The organism is Streptomyces sp. LUP47B (assembly GCF_001746295.1).
GTDB lineage: Bacteria > Actinomycetota > Actinomycetes > Streptomycetales > Streptomycetaceae > Streptomyces.
This window is the reverse complement of record NZ_MJAH01000001.1, coordinates 245,995-267,001: the sequence shown is the minus strand read 5'-3', so window position 1 is coordinate 267,001 and position 21,007 is coordinate 245,995. Positions and strand designations below refer to the sequence as shown.

Sequence of the window (21,007 nt, the reverse complement as noted above, 5' to 3'; positions counted from 1 at the left end):
ACCTTCCTGACCCAACCAGTGGTAGGCATCGCGCACATACGCAAAGCCGTGACCTGGGTGGATGCCGGTCAGTCCAGCACGCTCGTCACTGTGCCCGGCTGGAAGACGGCCGGGCCGTGGCCTGGATCAGGAACGGAGTACATCCCATGAGCGCAACACAGGGGATCGAGTCGAGGACGCACCAGAGCGAGACGGCTGCGGAGGTGGTGGGCCGCCTTCGTGCGACGTTCAACACCGGTGTCACCCGCCCACTTCACTGGCGCGTCAGCCAGCTGCAGCGGCTGCGGGCCCTGCTGGTGGAGAACGAGCAGGAGCTGCTCGATGCGCTCTGGGCGGATCTGAGGAAGAACGCCGCCGAGGCGAAAATGCAGGAGATCGACTTCACCGTCGCCGACATCGACGAGGCACTGGCGAACCTCGAGAGCTGGCTTGAGCCCTGCCCGGTGGAGGTTCCTGCCCACTTCGGTCCCACGACCACGGCCTACACCACGTACGACCCGCTCGGGGTCGTCCTGGTGATCGCCCCGTGGAACTTCCCGCTGCACCTTCTCATCGACCCCATCATCGGCGCGCTGGCCGCCGGGAACACCGTGGTGGCCAAGCCGAGCGAGATGTCGGTGCACACCTCGGCGGTGGCTTCCCGCCTGCTGCGCCAGTACTTCGACGCTGACGTGCTCACCGTGGTCGAGGGGGGCGCTGAGGAGACCACGGCCCTGCTGGCGCAGCGTTTCGACCACATCTTCTACACCGGTAACGGCGCGGTCGGCCGGATCGTCATGGCCGCAGCCGCCAAGAACCTCACCCCGGTCACCCTCGAACTCGGAGGCAAGTCGCCGGTCTTCGTGGCGCCTGATGCCGACGTGGACGAGACCGCGAAGCGGCTGGTCGGCGCCAAGTTCGGCAACACGGGCCAGCAGTGCATAGCCCCCGGCTACGTTCTGGCCGATCCCGCCACCGCCGCCGCACTGGTTCCCGCCCTGCGCGCGGCGGTCGACGCCCAGTTCGGGACCACTCCGCAGACTTCGGCCGGCTTCGGCCGGATCATCAACGAGCGGCACTTCGACCGGCTCACCGCTCTGCTGGATTCCGGCCGGGCGGCGGTGGGAGGCCAGCACGACCGCGACGACCTTTACATCGCACCGACCGTGCTGACCGATCTCGACCCCGCGTCGCCGGTCATGCAGGAGGAGATCTTCGGTCCGATCCTCGCCGTCGTCGAAGTCGAAGACCTCGATGCCGCCATCGCCTTCATCAACGAACGTGACAAGCCACTCGCGCTGTACGCCTTCACCACGTCCGAGGACACCAAGTCGCGCCTGGTGAAGGAGACGTCCTCCGGTGGCGTCGCCTGGGGCCAGCCGGTGATGCAGCTGCTCATGCCGGGTCTGCCTTTCGGTGGCGTCGGCGAAAGTGGCATGGGCCGCTACCACGGCCGCTACTCCCTGGAGACGTTCAGCCATCTCAAGGCCGTCGCGGACGTGCCGCTCAGCTAGTCTCGCGCTTTGGAGCAGGCTGTCCGAGGGGCGATCGGCCGGCGGAAGTGCCTCAGTCCGGTGAGGATGAGGAGCGCTGAGATCGCTGTTCCCGCCACCGCCGTAAGCCGTGTATCGGTCCTCTTCGCGGGGGCGCGGCTGACTGCTGATCGTGCGCAAGGAACGAAAGCCCGTACCCCGGCGGGTAGTTGCGCCTGACCGGTGTCGACGTCGACGCCGACGGCATGCGGCTCTCGCCGCGGTCGCCGCCAACACGCTGCACACCCCGATCGCGGTCATGGAGCCGCGTCACCGTCAGCGGGCCCGCGCCTGCCCGAGGACCGCATCCGCGCCTCCGTTCCGGGACAGCGACTGGACCCCTGCATCGCAGAACTTCCTCCCGCTTTCCTCCGTATTGCAGAAAGAAAGAAACCCATGACTGTCAACATTTCAGAAGTTTCGCCCGTTCCGTCGCTTTTCTCGCCCGTCTCCCTCGGGAAGATCGAGCTCGCCAACCGCATCGTCATGGCACCGATGACCCGGGTCCGGGCCGGTTCCTCCGGCATTCCCGGGGACCTGATGGTCGAGTACTACCGGCAGCGGGCGAGCGTCGGAATGATCATCACCGAGGGCACCTACCCCGACCACGCGTCGCAGGGGTATGTCGGTGAGCCGGGCATCGCCACCGATGAGCAGGCGGCCGGCTGGCAGCGGGTGTTCGAGGCGGTGCACGCTGAGGGCGGCCGCATCGTCCTGCAGATCATGCACGCCGGCCGCGGCACCCACCCCGACATCAACGGCGGCCGCCGCATCCTCGCCCCCAGCGCGATCGCCATCGACAACAAGACGTTCACCGAGAAGGGCGAGCAGCCCTACCCCGTACCGGAAGCGATGACCACCGCAGAGATCCGGGTAGCCCTTAAGGACTTCGTCACCGCGGCCCGCCGGGCCATCGAGGCGGGAGCGGACGGCGTGGAAATCCACGGTGCCAACGGCTACCTGCTGCAGGAGTTCCTCTCCCCGGCGGCCAACCAGCGCACCGACGAGTACGGCGGCTCGCCGCACAACCGCGCCCGCTTCGTCGTCGAGGTCGTCACGGCGGTCGCCCAGGCCGTCGGTGCCGAGCGGGTCGGACTGCGGATCTCGCCGGAGGTCGACCTCGGGGACGTCTTCGAGACCGACCGGGACGACGTCCTGGCCACCTACGGCACCCTGGTGGACCAACTGCGCCCGCTGGGCCTGGCCTACCTCTCCGTACTGCACGCCGAGCCGGGCGGCGACCTTGTACAGCAGCTGCGGCGGCGCTACGACGGCAAGCTGCTCGTCAACAGCGGCCCCTTCGGGGGGCAGACCACCCGCGAGCAGGCGCTCCAGCAGATCGAGGCCGACCACGCCGATGCCGTGGTCGTGGGCCGGGCCCTCATCGCCAACCCCGACCTGCTCCAGCGCTGGCAGGGGGGCCACCCGGAGAACGAACCGCGGCCGGAACTGTTCTACGGGCCGGGCGCCGAGGGCTACACCGACTACCCCTTCCTCGAATCGGCTTGAGGCCCAGGGTCACGCCTGTCCATGTGGCAGCCTCACTCACACATGGACAGGCGCCCGACCGGCGACACTGTGCCCGCCCCTTTGAGCCCGCGGTCACACCGGCGATCACCGGCTCGAGGACCGTCGGGTCCGTCAGGGCGTTGAGGGTCCGCAAGTTCCTGGGCAGCAGCCTGCGTTCGGTGGCCTCGTCGAGCACATCGCTCTCGTGCCTGGCCACCGCGGCGGCCTTCGGCCACAGCTGACGCCTATGACAGTTTTCCGGCGACGGCCCATCCACCAGGTCCGCCTTCCGTAAGGAGAGTCCTTCGCTGATATCCGTCCCCGCTGTACACCGGCGCCCATACCGTCCAGCCCGAACGCTGGGAACGGGGGTGACGAACGGGGCTGTCGGTGGGGCGGGATCTGGATCTGGACGGGGTGGTGGACCACTTCACTCTGCCCTGCCACGAGGCAGGCTGGTTACGGAACAAAAGCGGCGCCACCAGGCGGGCTTCGCCGGCCAGTTGAAATTTTGCGGCGGCGACCTCGGACGCGGTTCACGAGTTACTTAGCACCTGATTCGCCGCTCGTTAACGGCTCTCCAACCGACGCCACCACTGGTCCAGGGCCCTTCACACCGGAGGGCCCTGAGCCATGCCCGCAGTGGACAACCGACAGAACGAAACCCTGTCCATAACTTGGGCTCTGCCGCCCACCCGGGCACCAGAGCCGGGTCGGCCAAAGGGCGGCGAGCATCGGTTCCGGTAGCGTCCACGTCACAGCCCCATGCCTGCCACCCGGCCCATCCGTCCGCAAACCGGGCGGCGCGTGCACACCCGGCCACCGGCCCGACCACGGCTGGTCAGCGGGACCGCGGCCGCCCGTCCGCAGCGCTACGAGCCGGGTTCCTGGCGCAGGTCCAGGAAGGGCGCAGCCGGACGCCGGGCTCTCCGGGCTCGTGGACTGTGCGGTCGCCCGGTGCGATCGCGTAGTGGGCGGCGAGCAGGTCCTGGACAGCGCAGGCGGTCGCATCGTCGGCGGCCGCGACCTCGACGACGGCCAGGCCCGGCTGTTCAAAATGCGTGTCATGGATCGGCCTCACACCCGGCATGACGTGTCGGCGCCGGTGAAGGTTCTGGCGATCGCGCGGGCTTCACCAGTCCGGGGACGAGAGCCGGCATGGGAACCCAGACCCGACCACGGCTGAGGACCCGACCAGGAGGCCGACCACGGTGGGGGACACCCCGGCCAGGAAGCCGACCACGGCAGGTCAGCGCGCTGGCGAACCCTGACGCCAGCGGTGGCGGGCAGCTGCTGCTCGGGTGCCTGGTGCCGGTGGTGCTTTTAGGCTGGGAGGGCTCGGGGCGTACCGCAGGGAGGCTTGCCATGCCCCGAACGATCTGGTCCGGCGCGATCAGCTTCGGTCTCGTGACTTCTCTGAACTATCGCTTGGGTCCCGCCGAATGAGCTGTCGAGCTCATCCATGCCGGTAGGCGCGGGCCTCACGACTTCAGCACATCGTCCCGATCTTCAATGCTCGCGCCCGCTCTCCCCTGTTCTCCGGGCGGATGCGCTCGGCCAGGCAGTGCCGGTGGGAGATGATGGTGTGGCTTCCTGGACCATCGCTGCTGCGCGAGTCCAGGACGAGGGCGTCTCCACCTGGGCCCAACGTGATCGGTTCACCACAGAAGTCGCAGCTCCAGACCAGCGACTCCAGGTCGGCTGGTCGGATGGTGAGCCGCACTGATACCGGCGGATGCCAGCGGTGGATTTGCTCGATGACTGCATCGATCTGTGAACCGATGGGTGGAAAGAGCGCGAGTAGTTCGTCATGGCTGCTCGTCGTCTGGGAGAACTGCTGGATCATGTCGATAGAGGCCGACAGACCAGCGTTCTCGTAACCAACGATCTCAACGAGCACACCCCATGGGTGATGGCTGAGGACCCTGGCCTGCACCTTCTGGCCAGGCATGAGCGCCAGACTCTCCGTCTCGAACCTTTCCATGAACCGCTTCCCCATCCTTTAGCCCAGCGGGCCGCGCTTGGTAGCGCTCATGCGCACGTGTCGTCGACGTCGGAGCCGATCACCGCGCTCAGGGCTTGCTGGCTGGCACGGGTCGTCGACGCGGTGGGCCTGGCCGACCGGCTGAAGCACCGCCCCGGCCAACTGTCCGGCGGACAGCAGCAACGCGTGGCCTGCGCCCGAGCCCTGGCAGGAAAGCCCGAGATCATCTTCGCCGACGAGCCCAGCGGGAACCTCGACTCGCACGCCGGCGCCGAGGTCCTGGCGCTTCTCGGATCCTGCGTGCGCGACTTCGGCCAGAGCGTCGTCATGGTCACCCACGACCCGGTGGCCGCCTCCCATACGGACCGAGTGGTCTTCCTCGCCGACGGCCGCATCGTCGGCGAACTGCGATCGCCCACCGCCGACAGTGTGCTGGACCGCATGCGCCGGCTCGACCGCGTCGGCTGACGGGGGCTGTCACCCATGTTCCGTACCGCACTGCGCAATGTCCTGGCCCACCGCGGCCGGCTCCTGATGACCACCCTGGCCGTGCTGCTCGGCACCGGCTTCATGACCGGCACCATGATCTTCTCCGACAGTATCCACCAAGCCGCGAACAACAGCCGCAGCAAGGACTTCACCGGCATCTCGGTCCAGGTTGCCGACGGCACCGCCGGACTTCCCTCCAGCGCCAGGCAGAACAGCACCAAGAGCTCCGCCCGGCTCACAGAGGCGACCGTCCGTCGGATTGCCGCGCTGCCGGGAGTCGCCCGGACCCGCGCGGTGGTGAGCGGCACCGCTGCCATCGCGGACAAGAACGGCAACATGATCGGCGACATCATGAGAAGTACGGGCGCCAACTTCGTGCCGGATGCCGCCGGGAACGATGCGCGCTACCCGATGCTCCAGGGCCGAGGGCCGCACACCGCGACCGAGGTCGCTCTGGACCGGAGCACCGTCGAGAAGGCAGGCTACCGGCTTGGTGACACCGTCCGCATCGGCGCCAACGGCCCTGCCATCAGCGTCACCCTGACCGGCGTCTTCTCCTCCGATGCGCCTGCGGTCCGGTCCGGCAATCCGCTGGCCCTCATGGACACCCAGGGCGCCCGAAGGGTGCTGTCCCTGGCGCCGGACCAGTACAGCAGCATCGACGTCACCGCCGTCCCCGGCACCTCCGAGACCGCACTGCTGCACGCCGTCACTCCGCTGGTCCCCGGCGGCAACCAATTCCGAGCTGAGACCGGCGTGCAGCTGGCCGCGCAGCAGGCCGAGAGGCTGGCCCAGAGTGGCAGGAGCCTGGCCACCATGCTGACCACCGCTGCCGGGATCTCGCTGTTCATCGGCATCTTCCTCATCGCCAACACCTTCACCATGCTGGTGGCCCAGCGCACCCGGCAGCTGGCCCTGCTCCGCGCCATCGGCGCCGGGCGCAGCCAGGTCACCTGCTCCGTGCTGATCGAGGCGCTCCTTGTCGGTCTCAGCGGCTCCGCCGCCGGACTGCTCCTCGGCATCGGCATCGGCGCCGGTCTCGCAGCGGGAGTGAAGTCCCTGGACGCGGACCTCCCCAGAGCCGGCGTGGTCATCACCCCGACAACCGTGCTGATCACCCTGCTCGTCGGCACCATGGTCACTGTCCTGTCCGCCGCCCTGCCCGCCCTCCGCGCCTGCCGGATCCCCCCGGTCGCCGCGCTGAGCAGCGGCGAGCAACCCGCCACCCACCGAAGCCTGCTTCTCCGCAACCTCCTCGGCTCCCTGACCACCGCCGGCGGCGTCGGCCTGGTCCTGCTGGGCAGCACCGAGAGGGACGCCACGGCGCGCTTGCCGCTCATGGGGGGGGCACTCCTCGCGGTCCTCGGCATCGTGCAGCTGCTGCCGCTGCTGTCCCGCCCGGTGATCGCCCTGGCCCGCCCGCCGCTCGCCCTCCTTTGCGGCACCCCCGGCTCACTCGCCGCACTCAATGCGATCCGCAACCCGCGCCGCACCGCGAGTACAGCCGCCGCCCTGACCATCGGACTCACCCTGGTCACCGCGATGACCGTGATCGGCGCCTCGGTCTCGGATGCGATCGACCGTGCCGTGACCAACGAGATGGCGGCGGACTACGCCGTCACCACGCTCAGCGGCACCCTGGACCCGAGCATCGCGACATCGGTCGCCCAGGCCCCCGGTGTGGTCGCCTCCAGCCCAGTTACCGACGTGGAGTGGCGGATAGCCGGCGTGCGGACCGAGGCGAAGGGCCTAGACGCCGATAGTGCCGATCAGCTGGTCCGGCCGAGCATGAGTCAGGGGGCGGCCACGGCACTGAAACGAGGTCAGATCCTGGTGGACTCCGACTTCGCGGGAAGGCACGGACTGGCCGTCGGCTCCACCGTGACCGTGGCCGCCCCGCGCGGGAGCGGTGCCCGCCTCACCGTCGGCGGGGTGTTCGCACCCAGCCGGATGCTCGCTCCCGTGCTCCTGCCGGGCGGTGTGGTCGCCGCACACCAGCCGTACGCGCCGGCGCAACAGATCCTGGTCAAGGGCGCGAACGGGGCAACCCCTGCCTTCAAACAGGCTCTCAAGGACGCCACCGGCAAAAGCCCTGTGGTCGAGGTCGAGAACAAGCAGGACCTGAGGGACGGGTTCGACCGCACCATCACTTTCGCCCTCAACCTGCTCTACGCACTGCTCGGGATGTCGTTGCTGGTCGCGGCCCTGGGAGTGGTCAATACGCTGGCAATGGCCGTGTTCGAGCGCAGGCGCGAGCTCGGTCTGCTCCGGGCGATCGGCCTGGACCGCGGCGGCGTCAAGCGGATGGTACGGCTGGAATCGGTGTTGATCTCCGTCTTCGGCGCGGCGATCGGCATGGCCTTCGGCGTCTTCCTGGCCTGGGCGGCCAGCACCACCATGACCGTGACCCTGCCAGAGCTCCACACGGTCTTGCCCTACCCCAAGCTGTTGCTGATGCTGCTGGCCGCCGTTATCGTCGGCCTGGCCGCCGCCCAATGGCCGGCTCGCCGGGCCGCCCGTCTTGACGTGCTGGAAAGCATCACCGCGGACTGACGGCCCGGCCTGCTCCGAAGGTCACGCCGGATCGCCCGGCGCCCGCCGCGTGTGGCCATAAGCAGCGGAGCGCCGGCCGGATCGCCCGGCGCCCGCCGCGTGCGGCCATAAGCAGCGGAGCGCCCTCGTACTGGATGTACTTGGCGTCTCGCCAATGCAGCGAGCGTGCGCGCAGGCGTCGCGGGCCCGGGACGATCTGCTGGACCGGCCGCAGCTGTGGCCTCTGTGCTGCTGCGTCAAGCCCCGGCTATGCCGTCTGGTGGGGTAGCCCGTGGCCGGCGGCTTCCGCAATGCGGGGGCCCGGCACGGAGGCCGAGGCGAGGTTGAGGCGGGCGGCCATGTTCAGGTTGGCATCGCCGTACGGGCGCACATGGGACCAGAACAGCGGGGTCAGTCCGCGCCGGTCGGCGGGGGTGAGCAGGTCGGCCCACTCCGGCTCGTCCATGACGTCTTGGAGCATGAGGGTGTTTACGTAGACCAGAGCCGATTGCAGAATCCGCAGGCACAGAACGAACATCTCCTGCTCGTCACGCCGGTTCGAGGCGATCTCCCCGGCCTTTCCGTAGGCGATCACGGAGTTCGCGCCGTTGGAGGACTCCATCACGTTCAGGCCCTCCTCGACCTCCCGCTGGAGATCCCGCAGCCGCAGGTACCAGGCCACAAAGATGGTCTTCTGCGCGCGGCCGACCTCCAGCATCGTCGCGTAGGTGGGGTGGGAGGCGTTGCGGGTGAAGCGGGTGGTTCGGCAGGTGTTGCGCCCAGCGCTGTCAGCCGTTGCTGCTGCTCTTCGGAGAGTTCCGCCCAGCTGCGGCGTTGCCGATGGGGCCATTTGCCGAGGTCGTCTTCTTCGAACTGCACGCCGGGCTGGATGTCGGGGAGTCGGCTGTGAGGTCGCACGGTTGTTGCGCCGTTGACCCTGCGGTGCCGCAGGTGGATTGCGACGGGTTCTGGGCCCTGCTCGGCCGTTTGACCTGCGGTCCTGCAGGTTGGGTGATCCTGCCGCAGTTGCGGTGAGAACGTCGACTGCAGCGTGCTGGGGGAGTGCTCCAGAAGAAGATGATCATGGACGCAGTTCAGGGAATGCCTGCCGGCACCGAGCCGGCCGAGCCACCCTGGCACTCCCGACATGATCGTCCCTAGAACTGGGTCTCAGGAATGTGTACTTCCATTCCGGCCATTTCGGCTGTCACAGGGACTTGGCAGGTGAGGCGGCTGTTGGAGGCGCGTGGCGCCGGTACCCCCTCAAGGATCATGTCCTCGTTTTCATCAGCCGCAGGAAGCACGGGCAGGAACTTCTCATCGATGTAGGCGTGGCAGGTTCCGCAGGAAGCGCAGCCGCCGCAGTCGCCGATGATGCCGGGCACGAGATGGTCGAGTGCCGTCTGCTTGAGGCTCTGGCCGACGACGGCCTCCACGGGGTGTGTTGTTCCGTCGGCCTCGATGAACCTGATCACTGGCACGTCAAACACGCCTTTCTACGGTGGGCTGGTGTCGCTTCATCAATTCGGACAGCGGGAGGTCTTCCAAGGAGGCTTCGGCCCGGGTTATGGCGGCCCGCGCGGTGACGAGCTGCCGGCCGGCCGCGAAATCCCGCGGCCGGTTGACAGCGTGCAGGCCGGTGATGACGCCGTTGCGCAGATACACCACTGCGAAGGAGTTCGATGACGGGTCGCCGCGGACGACAGCTGTGTCGCCCGCCTGCGGCACGCCGGCCATCTGGAGCTTGTGGTCGTACTGATCGGACCAGAACCAGGGCGCCGTGAAGCGTTCGGTCGGCTTCCCGCACAGGGTCCGGGCCGCGATTCTGGCCTGGTCAGTGGCGTTCTGAACGGACTCGAGGCGCACGCTGCGGCCGAGGAAACCGTGCCACTGCCGTGTGCAGTCGCCCGCGGCGACGATGTCGGGATCCTCGGTCCGGGCCACGGCGTCGACCAGGACACCGTCGTCGACGGCCAGCCCCGCGGTGGCGGCGAGGGTGTCGTTCGGAGCGATCCCCACACCGGCCAAGATCAGGTCGGCTCTGACCACGGTGTTATCGCTGAGCTCCGCAAAGTGGGCACCGTCGCGCCGGGCGACGCTGCGGACGGATGTGCCTGTGCGCAGATCGACGCCGTGACTGCGGTGCTCGCGTTCGACGAAGGCGGAGACGGCCGGTGAGCACGCCCGGGCCAGGACTCGCGGTTGGGCCTCCAGCAGCGTCACCGCGATCCCCATGTCCGTCGCGGCGGCCGCCGTCTCAAGGCCGATGAATCCGCCGCCGACGATAAGGATCGCGCCACCGGACTGGAGTTCGTGCCGCAGCGAAACTGCGTCGTCGAGGTGATGCAGGGTCCTGCCCGCGACGTGGTCGGAGCCGAATCGGAGAGGCCGCGGACTGCCACCGGTGGTGAGGGCCAGCTTGGCGTAGCGCAGCTCGCGCCCGTCGGCCAAGGTGACGGATCGTCTCTGGCGGTCAATCCCGATCGCCGCAGTGTCGAGTTCGATCTCGATACCGGCGTTGGTGTAGGCGTCCAGGGCGCGAGTCCGCAGTCCGTCCGGTTCGACCGTGCCGCGCAAGAACGCTTTGGACAGTGGCGGACGCTGGTAGGGCAGATGGCGTTCGGCCCCGACCACGACGATGCGGTCGCCGAAGCCGGTCTGCCGAAGTGCCACGGCCAGTTCCGAGCCCGCCTGACCCGCGCCGACGATGACGACGGTGCTCACTTGCCCGCCCGGCGGAGGGTGACAGGCAGGGCCGTCACGTGCCGCATCAGAGAGCGAGGCACCCACGAAGGCTCGCCCCCGACCAGCGCGATGTCGATACCGGGTGCGGTCAGCGCGGTCACGACGGTCTCGGTGAGCATCCGGGCCACGTTCCTGCCCGGACACAGGTGACCGCCGCCACCGAAGGTCGTGCCGTGCAGGATCGTCCGGGTCAGCTGGTAACTGTCGGGATCGGTGAACACCTCGGGGTCGCGGTTTGCCGCAGCCCAGACCATGACGACCGGGGTACCGGCGGGGATGAGCACACCCTGGTGCTCGACGTCCTGCAGGGCCAGCCGCTGACTGACCATCAGCGGCGACTCCAGACGGGTGCCCTCAAAGAAGGCGTTGGCGACCAGCGACGGGTCGGCCCGGACCTGTGCAAGCGCCGCTTCATTGCTCAGCAAGCGGTAGATGACGTTCACGATGGCCACGCCGACCGTGTGGAAGCCGTCGAAGAAGTTCGCGGCTACCAGCGTACCGATGTCCTCCGGCTCGCCCTCGATGTCGATCGCGGCGAGGTCGGCCGCCATGTCGAGGAGCAACTCGTTGTCCTTCTTGGCCCAGGCCTGCCGAACCGCTTCCCCGACCACCTCCATGTAGGTCGCCACAGCGGAGAACATCCGCTGGGACTGTTCGGGGGAGCGGGAGAGCAGGAAGGTCAGGTTCATCTCCTCTATGAGCTCCTGGACGTGTGCTGCCTGGTCCCTGCTCAGGCCGAGTTGCTCGGCCCAGAAGCGGGTGACGAACCGTCCGGCGAATTCATGGGCGAAGTCGATCTGCTCCCGTCCTGCGCACTCTTCGATGAGTTCCTCTGCGAGGCGCTGCGCGGCAGGGGCGAAACGCATGATCTTCCTGGGCATCAGCTGCCGGACGAGGATGTTGCGGCTCGGCTGGTGCAACGGGGGATTGGACGTGAACACCTGATTCCGCAGGAACTGCCCGAAGCCGGCGGTCTGCTCCGGGTCGGGCTTCACACCGGGTCCTGAGCCGAGATCCATCTCGGTCGCCATCCAGAACAGAACGTCTGCCGGCATGTTGCCCAGAGCCGGATTCGCCGCCAGGGCCCTGACGTCCTTGTTGCGCAGGACGACGAGGCTGTTCTCCGGGCCCTTGAGAAGTCCTGTTCCGTCCCGGCGTATCAGCTCTCGGGCCGTCTCGACGAAGTCGCGCGAAAACTCGTCGAAAGCCATGAGGTCATCAAGCGCGGGAAGATCTGTCACCGGCGTCGGCTGTGCGGAGTGCATACGTCTGTTACCACCTTTCGGAAGGCTGGGTCAGTCACCCAGAACTCCATTGCAGGTACTCGTTGCCCAACGCCGGTCCGGGGTCAGGCGCCCGCGCAGTTGCCATGTCTTCTTGCTTCTGCGGTGAGATCGGCGTGGCGTCTTCCGCGCATTTAGCGGACGGAACGGATGCGGTACACGAGGAGCGCTCCGACGGCTGCGGCCGCGCCTACGAGGGCGAACAGGAGCGGGTAGCCGCGATGGGAACTGATGACCACGCCGGCGATCAGCGGGGCGATTGCAGGGGGTACGACCGAGCCGATGTTCATGATGCCGAGGTCCTTTGCCCGGCTCTCGGCGTCGGGGAGGACTTGTGTGATCAAAGCCTGGTCGACGGCCATGTATGCACCGAAGCCACCACCCATGAGAGCAGATGCCACCATCATGACGTTGAGGCTTGGGGTGCTCGCCAGCAGGAAGCCGGAAGCCGCCTGGAGGAGCGCCGCCAGGGCGACGAAGATCCGTCGTCGGCCGAGGCGGTCGGACAGCACGCCGGCGGCGGCGGTGGCCAGAAGGCCGGCGAGGAGATAGAGCACGGTGCAGGCCAGCAGACTGCCGGCCGGATCGGAGACCTTGAGGCCGTCGGTGAGGAAGTAGAGCGTGTAACACGTGCCCAGCGAGTTCGCCAGGTTCACCAGGAGCCGTCCGCCGAAGGCCCAGGCGAATTCCCGGTTCCTGAGCGAGCTGCCCATGGACGCGATCAGTTCTGGGATGTTGAGCGGCGCCTCGACATTGAAAGCAATGTCGCGATGGGCGGTCAGGAACGGCACTATGCAGACGATCAGTAGGACCGCGATGATGGCGAAGCCGGACATGGGGGACAGCCCGAAGACCGATACGAGGGCGATGCCGACGACCACGCCGAGGGCCTGGGGACCGTAGATGGCGCTGGAGATCATGCCGCGCTGGGTCTCGGGCACACGGTCGGCGATGACGGCGGTGAGCCCGGCGGTGGCTGCGCTGAGCCCGATCATGCTGGCAGCCCACGCCACCGCCACACCGGTCACGGTCGTCTGCGCGCCGGTGACGATCAGCCCGGCGGCGAAGGCCACCGCGCCTGCTGCGAGCCAGAGTCTGCGTCGGCCGAAGGAGCTGCGGGAGCGATCGCACAGGGCGCCGCACAGGGGCAGGGCGATGAGGGCGACCAGTCCGGAGACACCGTTGACCACGGCGAAGTCGTAGACCTTGGAGGCCGGGTCGATCGTCTCCAGTTGCTGAGGGAGCAGAAGCTGGAGGGGGACGAGATTCGCCATCCAGAAGCCGAACCAGACCAGGCCGTACAGGGTGGTCCAGCGACGTGTGACGGGTTCGGCTGGTCCATGGGCGATGGCCTGGCCGACGGAGCCCGCAAGGGCTGGAGCGGGGGAGTCGAAGTCGGGGAGCATCGGGCCTCCGGGAGACTGGGCCGCGGATGGGGGAGTGGTCAGAGGAAGGCGTGTCCTTCACCCCGGTAGGTGAGGACCTGACCGACGTGCTCGCTCTTGGACACCAGGTGGAGGGTGTTCACCCGCTCGCACAGTTCGCCGGCCTTGGCGTGCCGGAACCACACGTGGTCCCCGAGGCGCAATCCGTGCGCTGCCGTGCCGAGCACCGGCGTCTGCACCTCCCCCGCACCTTCCAGGGGGTTCATCCGCAGGCCCTGAGGCCAGGCCAGGGTGGGCTGACGGTCGCGGCCGGTCGGTCCGGAAGCGACCCAGCCGCCCCCGAGCACGGTGGCGATCTTGTCGGTCGGGCGGCGTACGACCGACATGACGAAGTAGGCGGCAGGCCGCGGGCGAAAGCGCCGGTAGAAGTCGAACAGGCCCGGCCCGTACAGGCCCGATCCGGCGCCGATCTCGGTGATGACGTGCTCGGACGCGGTCTGCTCGATGGAGCCGGTGCCGCCGCCGTTGACGAACTCCAGTGGTGCGACGGCCTCGACGGCGGCGATGGCGGCGGCGCGCCGGTCGGCCAGTTCGCGAGCGGAGAAGCGCTGCATGGCGCGGAGCGCTGCCCGTTTGAGGGGGGAGCCGGGCTGGTTGTCGCCGAAACCGGCGATCTGGCCCTCATAGGACATCACTCCGGCCAGGCGGAACCCGGGCCGGCTCTCGATCTCCCGGGCGAGTGCTGCGGCCTGTCGCGGGGAGTGCACAGGGGAGCGGTACGGGCCCAGGTGGATGCGGCCGCCGGCCAGTTCCAGCGCGGCGTCCAGGTCGATACACACGCGCAGGTCGGGCCGGGATGCGCCCACCACATTGTCGATGAAGTCCAGTTGGCCGACAGAGTCGATCATGAGGGTGATGCGGGCGGCTGCACGCTCGTCCATCGCGAGCTGCTGCAGCGCGGTGCGGTCCGCGGTCGGATAGCCGATGACCACGTCCTCGTGGTCTTCGGCCAACCACAGGGCCTCGGGCAGAGTGAAGGCGAGGATGCCGTGGTAGCCCTCCCGCTGGGCGGCACGCTGGATCAACTCGCGGCTGCGGACCGACTTGCTGGCCACGCGGATGGTGGCGAGCCCGTCTGTCCGGCGCGTCAGATCCTCGGCGTTGGCGTCGAAGGCGTCCAGGTCCACCACGGCGAACGGCGGATCCAAGTGCTCGGTGGCCCGGTGCAGTTGGGCCATCCGGACCTCGCTCAGGCCGGCGAGGGCAGAGACGGCCGATTTCACGTCCGGCCGGGACGCCACATGTGCGCTCACATCCGCACCCTTTCTCAGTAGTTCAGGTTGACCGGCCTGGTCAGCGGTGGCCGGAGACCGCAAGGGTCAGACGGTGGACCGGTCCGAAGGCTGTGCCGTGCCGGGCTGGTGGGCGCCCGTCTTGGCGATGAGGCGCTCCCGGTGCCGTCGGCCCCTGGCCTCGGCGAGCGGGATCACCCACCGCATCAGGCGGGGGAAGACGCCGGCGATCCGCTGGACCCGTCCGCCCAGCGGCGGAAACACCACCTCGACCGGCTTGGAGGCGATCGCGTCGACGACGGTCTTGGCGATCTCTTCGGGTGCGTATGACTTCTCGGCGAAGGAGATGGCGCAAGCGGGGTCGGCCATCTCCTGCTCGAGCATGTCCGTGCGCGTGGACGGAGGGTGGATGATGGTGAAGTCGAGGGGCCCGTCGCGCTCCTCCAGGGCCACGCTGTGGTGGAAGGCCCGCATCCCGTACTTCGAGCCGCAGTAGGTGGCGTATCCGGGCAGCGGGAGGAATGCCGTCATGCTGCAGACGGTGATGATGTGGCCGTGGCCCTTTGCGGTCATCCGCTCGATCGCCGTGCAGGTGCCCGTGATGGTGCCCAGCAGATTGACCTCGACGATGTCGCGATGCTGCTGAGGGCTGAGATCAGTTGCATGGCCGGTGTGAGTGATGCCCGCGTTGTTGACCAGAACGTCCACGGCTCCGAACACGGCCTCCGCCGCTTCGAACGCCTTCACCCAGGCTGCCGGATCGCGGATGTCCAGCACGCACCCGGCGGCCCGGCTGCCCAGGCTGCTCACGCGGGCCTGCACGGCCTGCTCATTGACATCGGTCAGCATCACCCGATGACCGCGCGCGACCGCCAGCTGTGCGATCGCGGCACCGATGCCGGAGGCCGCGCCGGTCACGAGAAGGACCCGGCTGTTTTCAGGCGTTTCACTCATGGCCACAGAGTCTCCTGGTCGTCTGTCCAAGTCAACTGTCCGATATGAAATCGGCCCCGGTTGTTACCGAGGGCTTCACAGGCGAAACATCTCGATGCGACCGCCGTTCAGCTCGGCGGCGCGGACGGGATCGTCGGTCGGAACCGTCGCCGCGAACAAGGTGCGCCCGTCGAGCCCCGCGACCAGGCAGCTCAGGGTGTTCTGGCTGGTCGCGACGCGATCGAGGACGCGGCCGCCCTCGGCCACGCGCACGCATTCGCCGCGCAAAGCGTTCGCGATCCACATCGTTGCGCCGTCGCTGTGCCAGGCGATGCCGTCGGGGGCGATCGGCGAGGCGGAGCGCTTGGCGATGGCGGGGTGGTCCAGGAGCGCCGAGACGCGCCGGGTGATCCTGCCGAGCAGTCCCGGGTGGTTCACCGCATGCCACAAGAGCGGTGAGATCAGCGGGGCCCAGGGGCGCGGCTCGCCCAGGGTGCCGTCCGGTAGCACGGGGAAGGCGGAGAGCCGCATGGCGAGGGTTTCGGCCGCCACCATAGTGGCGCCGTCGGCCGTGAGGACACATCCGTTGGGGAAGAGCACCGGTTCCGTCACGCCCAGCAAGGTTCCGTCAGGCGCCAGGCATGCGATCGGCGTCTTCGGTGGGCCGGGTGGCGCGTAGAGCATGGCGTTCGCGTGCTCGCGGGCGAACGCGTGGTAGTCGAAGCCGAAGTTGCCGACGTACGCACGCCCGTGCGGGTCGACGAGCATGTCGTTGACCGGGCCGCCGACAAGGTGCCGCAGATCCGCGTGCTCGACGAGCTCGCCGTCTGCTTCCAGCCGGTACACGACGCCTCCGTCCATGGAGGCGACGAGCATGCGCCCGTCCGGGAGCCAGCCGAGCCCGCCGGCCCGGCCAGGGACCTTGAGCACCGTCTCGGCTTCTCCGCTGCCGTCCCAGCGGTGCACCGTGCCGTGCGCGAGATCGGAGAACCACAGGGCTCCCTGATGCCAGCGCAGGGACTCGGGAACACCGAAGCCGCTCAATGCGACCGATGTCATCCGCTTCATTCCAGCTGCTCCTCGGTAACGGTTTGCCCTGGCGTCCCTAAAAGTTGGACGCTTGTACAAGACACTTGACTTGTACGGGCGACCGTCTCATTCTGGGCGAACCGAAGTCAACGTTCCGGCAGGAGATTTTCCGTGGCTCAGACTCGATCGCTCAGCCCAGGTGGCGCCCGGGCGGACACGCCCATAGCAGTGGACAATCCGGCCACCGGAGAAGTGGTCGGCCACGTCACGGACGCGTCGGCGGAAGAGGTGGCGCAGGCGGTCGCACGAGCCCGGCGGGCGCAGCAGGGCTGGGCGGAACTGAGTACCCGCAGCCGTGCGGAATTCTTCGCGCGCGGCCGTCAGTGGCTGCTGACCCACCGACAGGAGATCACGGACTCCATCGTCGCGGAGAACGGCAAGGCGGAAGAGGACGCGATCGTCGAGATCGTCTACTGCGTCAACGCCTTCGCCTACTGGGCCAAGCATGCGCGGCACTACCTCGCCGAGACGAAGATCCGCTCACTCTCGCCGTTCGTGCTCGGGCGCAGCATGTACACCCGCCGCGTACCGCTCGGCGTCGTCGGCGTCATCGGTCCGTGGAACAACCCGTTGATCAACTCCTTCGGTGACGCCATCCCCGCCCTGGCCGCAGGCAACGCAGTCGTCCTCAAACCCTCCGAGTACACGCCGCTGACCGCGCTGCTCATGGAGAAGATGACCCGTGAATGCGGCTGGCCCCAGGGCGTCTTCCAGGTCGTGACCGGCGCTGGCACCACCGGCCAGGCTCTCGTCGGCGCCGCCGACTTCGTGATGTTCACCGGATCCACCAAGACCGGCCGGGCCGTCGCAGCGCGGGCGGGAGAGCGGCTCATCCCGTGTTCACTCGAACTCGGCGGCAAAGACGCCCTGGTCGTGCTGGCCGACGCCTCCCTGGAACGAGCCGTGAACGTCACCCTGCACGGTGCCCTGTGCAACGGGGGGCAGATGTGCACGTCCGTGGAGCGGGTCTACGTGGAGGAACCCCTCTACGACGCATTCGTCGCAAGGCTTCGCGAGCGGTTCCAGGAGGTCACCTCAGGCAGGTCGGCGGGGCTGGGCAGTACCGACGTGGGCGCCATGACCTTCCCGCCCCAGATGGCGATCATCGAGGGCCATGTCGAGGACGCCGTGAGCCGGGGGGCCCGCGTACTCGAGGGAGGCCACGCCGCCCCAGGCCCCGGCCGGTTCTTCGAACCCACCCTGCTCGTCGACGTCGACCACACCATGAAATGCATGCGCGAGGAGACCTTCGGCCCCACGCTGCCCGTCATGAAGGTCGCGAGCGCAGAAGAGGCCGTCCGGCTCGTCAACGACAGCACCTACGGCCTGCAGGCCACGATCATCAGCTCCAACATGAAGCACGCTCGGCACCTCGCGGAGCAGCTCGAGGCCGGCTGCGTCACCATCAACGACGCCCAGACCAACTACATGGCCCTCGGCCTGCCCATGGGCGGCTGGAAGGAATCAGGCCTCGGCGTCCGGCACGGCGCCGAAGGAATCCGCAAATACACCCGGCTCCAAGCGGTCAGCGTGAACCGATTCCCGATGCGCCGCGACCTTCACATGATCCCGTTCGACCCCTCGGCCTACCGGTCCATCCTGCGCCTGGTGGATGTCATGTACGGCAACCGCCTGCGCCGCCGGAACAAGTGACCGTGCGATCGCCCGCCCGACAACGAAAGGCCAGTCAGATGACCACGACACCCGCCCCGCACGCGTCTGTCGGAGCCATGCCCGAAGGCGTCACCCTGCCGCTGCCCCAGCACAACCTGAGCGTCGAGGAAGAGCGCCAGGTCCGCAAGCAGGAACTCGCCGCCGCCTTCCGCCTGTTCGCCCGGTTCGGATTCTCCGAAGGCGTCGCCGGGCACATCACCGCCCGCGACCCGGAGAACCCCTCAGGCTTCTGGGTCAATCCCTTCGGCATGTCGTTCAGCCAGATACGCGTCTCCGACCTCATCCTCGTCGACCACGACGGCAAGCTTCTGGAGGGCAAGCGCCCGGTCAACAACGCCGCCTTCTGCATCCACTCCGAAGTGCACCGGGCCAGGCCGGACGTGATCGCAGCCGCACACACCCACTCCGTGCACGGCAAGGCCTTCTCCAGCCTCGGCGTCCCGCTGGACCCGATCACCCAGGACGCCTGTGCCTTCTTCGAGGACCACGGCATCTACTCGGACTACCGCGGGGTCGTCAACGACACCGACGAAGGCCGGAAGATCGGTGTGGCCCTGGGCGACGCCAAGGCGGTCATCCTGCAAAACCACGGACTCCTCACAGTCGGGGCGTCCGTGGCCGAAGCCGCCTGGTACTTCATCACCATGGAACGCTCCTGCCAGGCTCAACTCCTTGCCATGGCCGCCGGCAAGCCGAAGCTCATCGACTTTGAGACGGCGCGGATGGTGCGGGCGCAGATCACCGGCGCCCTGCCGGGCTGGTTCCAGTTCCGCCCACTGTGGGACCAGATCACCGCGGAACAGCCCGACCTGTTCGACTGACGCGACACGCTGATCGCATAGCGACACAGGAGTCCAGGGCGGGTGGGTCCGGCGGCAGCCATCCCTGATCTTGCGTGGGTATCCCCGGCTTCAGCAGGGGAGGGAAACGCATCCTCGGCCTGGAGGCGCGAAGCGCCGGGGTTCACTGTGTTGTCAGTGGCCTCCGCTAGGTTGATCACTCATTGACCGAAGGGGGGTGGGCCGGATGATCCGTGCGTACAAGTTCCTCATGCGGCCCACCGTGGGCCAGCAAGCTGCGGTCTCGTGCGGGAACACGATGTCATCGCGCACGAAGACCTCAAGATCCGCAGCATGGTCAAGGATCCCGCACCGAAGCCCGACCCCGACCGGCCGGGCGGCTTCCTGCCCAACGGGGCCGCCGCCAAAGCCGGGCTGAACCACTCGATCAACGATGCCGGATGGGGGTGTTCCTTGCGATCCTGCACGCCAAGGCTGAAAGCACCGGACGGGAAGTGATCGCCGTGGACCCCCGCAACACCTATCGGACCTGCCCCGAATGCGGGCATGTCTCAGCGGAGAACCGGCCCACCCGGGAGTTCCACTGCCGCTCGTGCGACCACACCGCGCACGCGGACACCGTGGGCGCACTCAATGTCTTACGGGCCGGGCTGGCCCGCCGCCAAGCCCCACCGGCTTAGCGAGAGGCCCCCTCGTTCACGAGGGGAGGAGTCACCGGAACCCACCCGCCCGTCGTGGGCCGCCATCTACGGGAGCGGCGCACCCGTGAGCGGTGCACCTAGATAGGTGGCTCCGTATGTCCGCCGCCAACGCGGCTGGCTCTCCGGAATTTCACGCGGGAGCGCCCTGCCGGCCCGCGGACGATGAACAGTTCGATATGCCGTCAGCTGGTGACTGGCCAGCTCACCCATGCGGCATGGCTCAGACCTGGCTCACGCCCCAGGGCAGGCCCCCACCGACAGGGCAGACGCCTGTTCGGCGAGCCCGAGGTGGGAAATGCGACCGACCTCACCGGAGACGAAGCAGCCGCGCATTCCTGGCGCATGGGCCACGGCTTGCCGACGACGATGCCGCCTTCGTGCCGGACTCAAACGGATGATCAAATCAGCAGTCGTTCTTTGCGGCGAGGCTCATAAGGTGCTCGCCGGTCAAGCGGAGCACTTCGCGAGTGTGCTCGCTGTTACGGTCGGCCAGCCAGCACAGGGTGACGCCGTCCAGCACCGAGTTGAGATACCGGGCCAAGACAGGAATGGGCACGGTCCACTGGATCCCCGCGCTTTCGGCAGCTTCCGCGAGGAGCTGCTCGTGCACTTCCAGGTAGTGCTCGTACTGCCGTCGAGCCAGGCCCTCGAAACCGTCCTGGCGCAGCGCGTAGTGGGCGAGTTCATACCCCACCTGCTGCTCTCCCGGATTGAGCTCGACCGCCTCCCAGAACGCGTACAGACTCTTGGCGATACGCGCGCCGAGGTCACCTTCCCCCTCGAACACGCTCCGCGCTTTGGCCACGCCGCTGTCCGTGATGCGGGTGATGACTTCCTGCAGGAGCTCCTCACGTGAATTGAAGCAGTAGTGAAAAACGCCCAGCGGCATCTTCGCCTCGTTGACGACCGCACGTGTCGTTGTCTTGGCGACTCCTTCGCGGACCATGACACGGACCGCCGCAGCGATGAGCTCTTCCCGCCGGTCCTTCGCTGCCATACGAGACATCCGGTCCACCGTTCCCTCAAGAGTGACATGCTCACTCGTATGTTAACCGGCGTCTTGGACGATCGACCAACTTC

At 68.0% G+C, this 21,007-nt stretch carries 17 protein-coding genes and 2 pseudogenes; 7 read left to right on the top strand and 12 right to left on the bottom strand.

Going from position 1 to position 21,007, the window contains the following annotated elements:
* The first annotated feature begins 146 nt into the window (after nt 1-146).
* Together BFN33_RS01205 and BFN33_RS01200 are read left to right on the top strand one after the other, a co-directional pair.
* A complete protein-coding gene (locus BFN33_RS01205) occupies nt 147-1,493 on the top strand; it encodes an aldehyde dehydrogenase family protein (protein ID WP_069757949.1) in 1,347 nt (448 codons plus the stop codon).
* A 414-nt stretch (nt 1,494-1,907) separates the two neighbouring features.
* Nucleotides 1,908-3,020, top strand: coding sequence for an alkene reductase (locus tag BFN33_RS01200; RefSeq protein ID WP_069757948.1), 1,113 nt, complete (start codon nt 1,908-1,910; stop codon nt 3,018-3,020).
* An 841-nt stretch (nt 3,021-3,861) separates the two neighbouring features.
* On the opposite strand, the gene BFN33_RS49175 is transcribed toward BFN33_RS01200, so the two are convergent.
* A complete protein-coding gene (locus BFN33_RS49175) occupies nt 3,862-4,101 on the bottom strand; it encodes a DUF6207 family protein (RefSeq protein WP_370743232.1) in 240 nt (79 codons plus the stop codon).
* Between the two features lie 408 nt (nt 4,102-4,509).
* Nucleotides 4,510-5,004 carry a hypothetical protein gene (locus BFN33_RS01195; protein ID WP_069758880.1) on the bottom strand — a complete coding sequence of 165 codons (495 nt, stop codon included), beginning with the start codon at nt 5,002-5,004 and terminating at the stop codon, nt 4,510-4,512.
* Between the two features lie 99 nt (nt 5,005-5,103).
* On the opposite strand from BFN33_RS01195, the pseudogene BFN33_RS01190 reads away from it, so the two are divergent.
* Together BFN33_RS01190 and BFN33_RS01185 are read left to right on the top strand one after the other, a co-directional pair.
* Nucleotides 5,104-5,472: pseudogene (locus BFN33_RS01190) on the top strand (ABC transporter ATP-binding protein); the annotation flags it as partial.
* Nucleotides 5,473-5,487: 15 nt separating this feature from the next.
* Nucleotides 5,488-8,046, top strand: a complete 2,559-nt coding sequence (locus BFN33_RS01185; RefSeq protein ID WP_069757947.1) for an ABC transporter permease — start codon at nt 5,488-5,490, stop codon at nt 8,044-8,046.
* Nucleotides 8,047-8,293: 247 nt separating this feature from the next.
* Here the strand turns inward: BFN33_RS01185 and BFN33_RS01180 are convergent, their stop codons facing one another.
* From BFN33_RS01180 to BFN33_RS01140, 9 genes are all read right to left on the bottom strand, one after another.
* Complete coding sequence (locus BFN33_RS01180; protein WP_069757946.1) at nt 8,294-8,743, bottom strand: Tn3 family transposase; 450 nt, start codon at nt 8,741-8,743, stop codon at nt 8,294-8,296.
* A complete protein-coding gene (locus BFN33_RS55340) occupies nt 8,653-9,174 on the bottom strand; it encodes a helicase associated domain-containing protein (protein ID WP_370743231.1) in 522 nt (173 codons plus the stop codon). The genes BFN33_RS01180 and BFN33_RS55340 overlap by 91 nt, the downstream gene beginning before the upstream one ends.
* Nucleotides 9,175-9,182: 8 nt before the next feature.
* On the bottom strand, nt 9,183-9,515 hold the full coding sequence (locus BFN33_RS01170) for a 2Fe-2S iron-sulfur cluster-binding protein (protein WP_218108945.1): 333 nt from the start codon (nt 9,513-9,515) through the stop codon (nt 9,183-9,185).
* A complete protein-coding gene (locus BFN33_RS01165; RefSeq protein ID WP_069757944.1) occupies nt 9,508-10,749 on the bottom strand; it encodes an NAD(P)/FAD-dependent oxidoreductase in 1,242 nt (413 codons plus the stop codon). Before BFN33_RS01165 ends, BFN33_RS01170 begins: the two co-directional genes overlap by 8 nt.
* A complete protein-coding gene (locus tag BFN33_RS01160; RefSeq protein ID WP_069757943.1) occupies nt 10,746-11,981 on the bottom strand; it encodes a cytochrome P450 in 1,236 nt (411 codons plus the stop codon). The genes BFN33_RS01165 and BFN33_RS01160 overlap by 4 nt, the downstream gene beginning before the upstream one ends.
* A 206-nt stretch (nt 11,982-12,187) precedes the next feature.
* The gene (locus tag BFN33_RS01155) at nt 12,188-13,459 is read right to left on the bottom strand and encodes an MFS transporter (RefSeq protein ID WP_069757942.1); all 1,272 of its coding nucleotides are present in this window, start codon (nt 13,457-13,459) and stop codon (nt 12,188-12,190) included.
* Between the two features lie 38 nt (nt 13,460-13,497).
* Nucleotides 13,498-14,751, bottom strand: a complete 1,254-nt coding sequence (locus BFN33_RS01150; protein WP_370743230.1) for an amino acid deaminase/aldolase — start codon at nt 14,749-14,751, stop codon at nt 13,498-13,500.
* Nucleotides 14,752-14,817: 66 nt separating this feature from the next.
* Nucleotides 14,818-15,684: an SDR family oxidoreductase gene (locus BFN33_RS01145; protein WP_069757941.1), complete on the bottom strand. Its 867-nt coding sequence runs from the start codon at nt 15,682-15,684 to the stop codon at nt 14,818-14,820.
* Between the two features lie 75 nt (nt 15,685-15,759).
* Nucleotides 15,760-16,731: an SMP-30/gluconolactonase/LRE family protein gene (locus BFN33_RS01140; protein ID WP_079140476.1), complete on the bottom strand. Its 972-nt coding sequence runs from the start codon at nt 16,729-16,731 to the stop codon at nt 15,760-15,762.
* Between the two features lie 132 nt (nt 16,732-16,863).
* Here BFN33_RS01140 and BFN33_RS01135 point away from each other — a divergent pair, with 132 nt between their 5' ends.
* The 3 genes and pseudogenes from BFN33_RS01135 to BFN33_RS01125 all read left to right on the top strand — a co-directional run.
* Nucleotides 16,864-18,405, top strand: coding sequence for an aldehyde dehydrogenase family protein (locus tag BFN33_RS01135; protein ID WP_069757940.1), 1,542 nt, complete (start codon nt 16,864-16,866; stop codon nt 18,403-18,405).
* A 38-nt stretch (nt 18,406-18,443) separates the two neighbouring features.
* Nucleotides 18,444-19,247, top strand: a complete 804-nt coding sequence (locus tag BFN33_RS01130; RefSeq protein WP_069757939.1) for a class II aldolase/adducin family protein — start codon at nt 18,444-18,446, stop codon at nt 19,245-19,247.
* Nucleotides 19,248-19,505: 258 nt separating this feature from the next.
* Nucleotides 19,506-19,906 (top strand): annotated as a pseudogene (locus tag BFN33_RS01125) (RNA-guided endonuclease InsQ/TnpB family protein); the annotation flags it as partial.
* A 424-nt stretch (nt 19,907-20,330) separates the two neighbouring features.
* Here the strand turns inward: BFN33_RS01125 and BFN33_RS01120 are convergent.
* Nucleotides 20,331-20,924 (bottom strand): TetR/AcrR family transcriptional regulator, encoded by a 594-nt coding sequence (locus BFN33_RS01120; RefSeq protein ID WP_069757938.1) that lies wholly within the window; start codon nt 20,922-20,924, stop codon nt 20,331-20,333.
* Between the last annotated feature and the right edge of the window lie 83 nt (nt 20,925-21,007).

Coding starts and splice junctions, on each gene's coding strand:
- BFN33_RS55340 (WP_370743231.1), bottom strand. CDS start 9,174: ATGTCGGGAGTGCCAGGGTGGCTCGGCCGGCTCGGTGCCGGCAGGCAT.
- BFN33_RS01160 (WP_069757943.1), bottom strand. CDS start 11,981: ATGGCTTTCGACGAGTTTTCGCGCGACTTCGTCGAGACGGCCCGAGAG.
- BFN33_RS01180 (WP_069757946.1), bottom strand. CDS start 8,743: ATGCTGGAGGTCGGCCGCGCGCAGAAGACCATCTTTGTGGCCTGGTAC.
- BFN33_RS01200 (WP_069757948.1), top strand. CDS start 1,908: ATGACTGTCAACATTTCAGAAGTTTCGCCCGTTCCGTCGCTTTTCTCG.
- BFN33_RS01185 (WP_069757947.1), top strand. CDS start 5,488: ATGTTCCGTACCGCACTGCGCAATGTCCTGGCCCACCGCGGCCGGCTC.
- BFN33_RS01120 (WP_069757938.1), bottom strand. CDS start 20,924: ATGGCAGCGAAGGACCGGCGGGAAGAGCTCATCGCTGCGGCGGTCCGT.
- BFN33_RS01130 (WP_069757939.1), top strand. CDS start 18,444: ATGACCACGACACCCGCCCCGCACGCGTCTGTCGGAGCCATGCCCGAA.
- BFN33_RS01155 (WP_069757942.1), bottom strand. CDS start 13,459: ATGCTCCCCGACTTCGACTCCCCCGCTCCAGCCCTTGCGGGCTCCGTC.
- BFN33_RS01205 (WP_069757949.1), top strand. CDS start 147: ATGAGCGCAACACAGGGGATCGAGTCGAGGACGCACCAGAGCGAGACG.
- BFN33_RS01140 (WP_079140476.1), bottom strand. CDS start 16,731: ATGAAGCGGATGACATCGGTCGCATTGAGCGGCTTCGGTGTTCCCGAG.
- BFN33_RS01145 (WP_069757941.1), bottom strand. CDS start 15,684: ATGAGTGAAACGCCTGAAAACAGCCGGGTCCTTCTCGTGACCGGCGCG.
- BFN33_RS01195 (WP_069758880.1), bottom strand. CDS start 5,004: ATGGAAAGGTTCGAGACGGAGAGTCTGGCGCTCATGCCTGGCCAGAAG.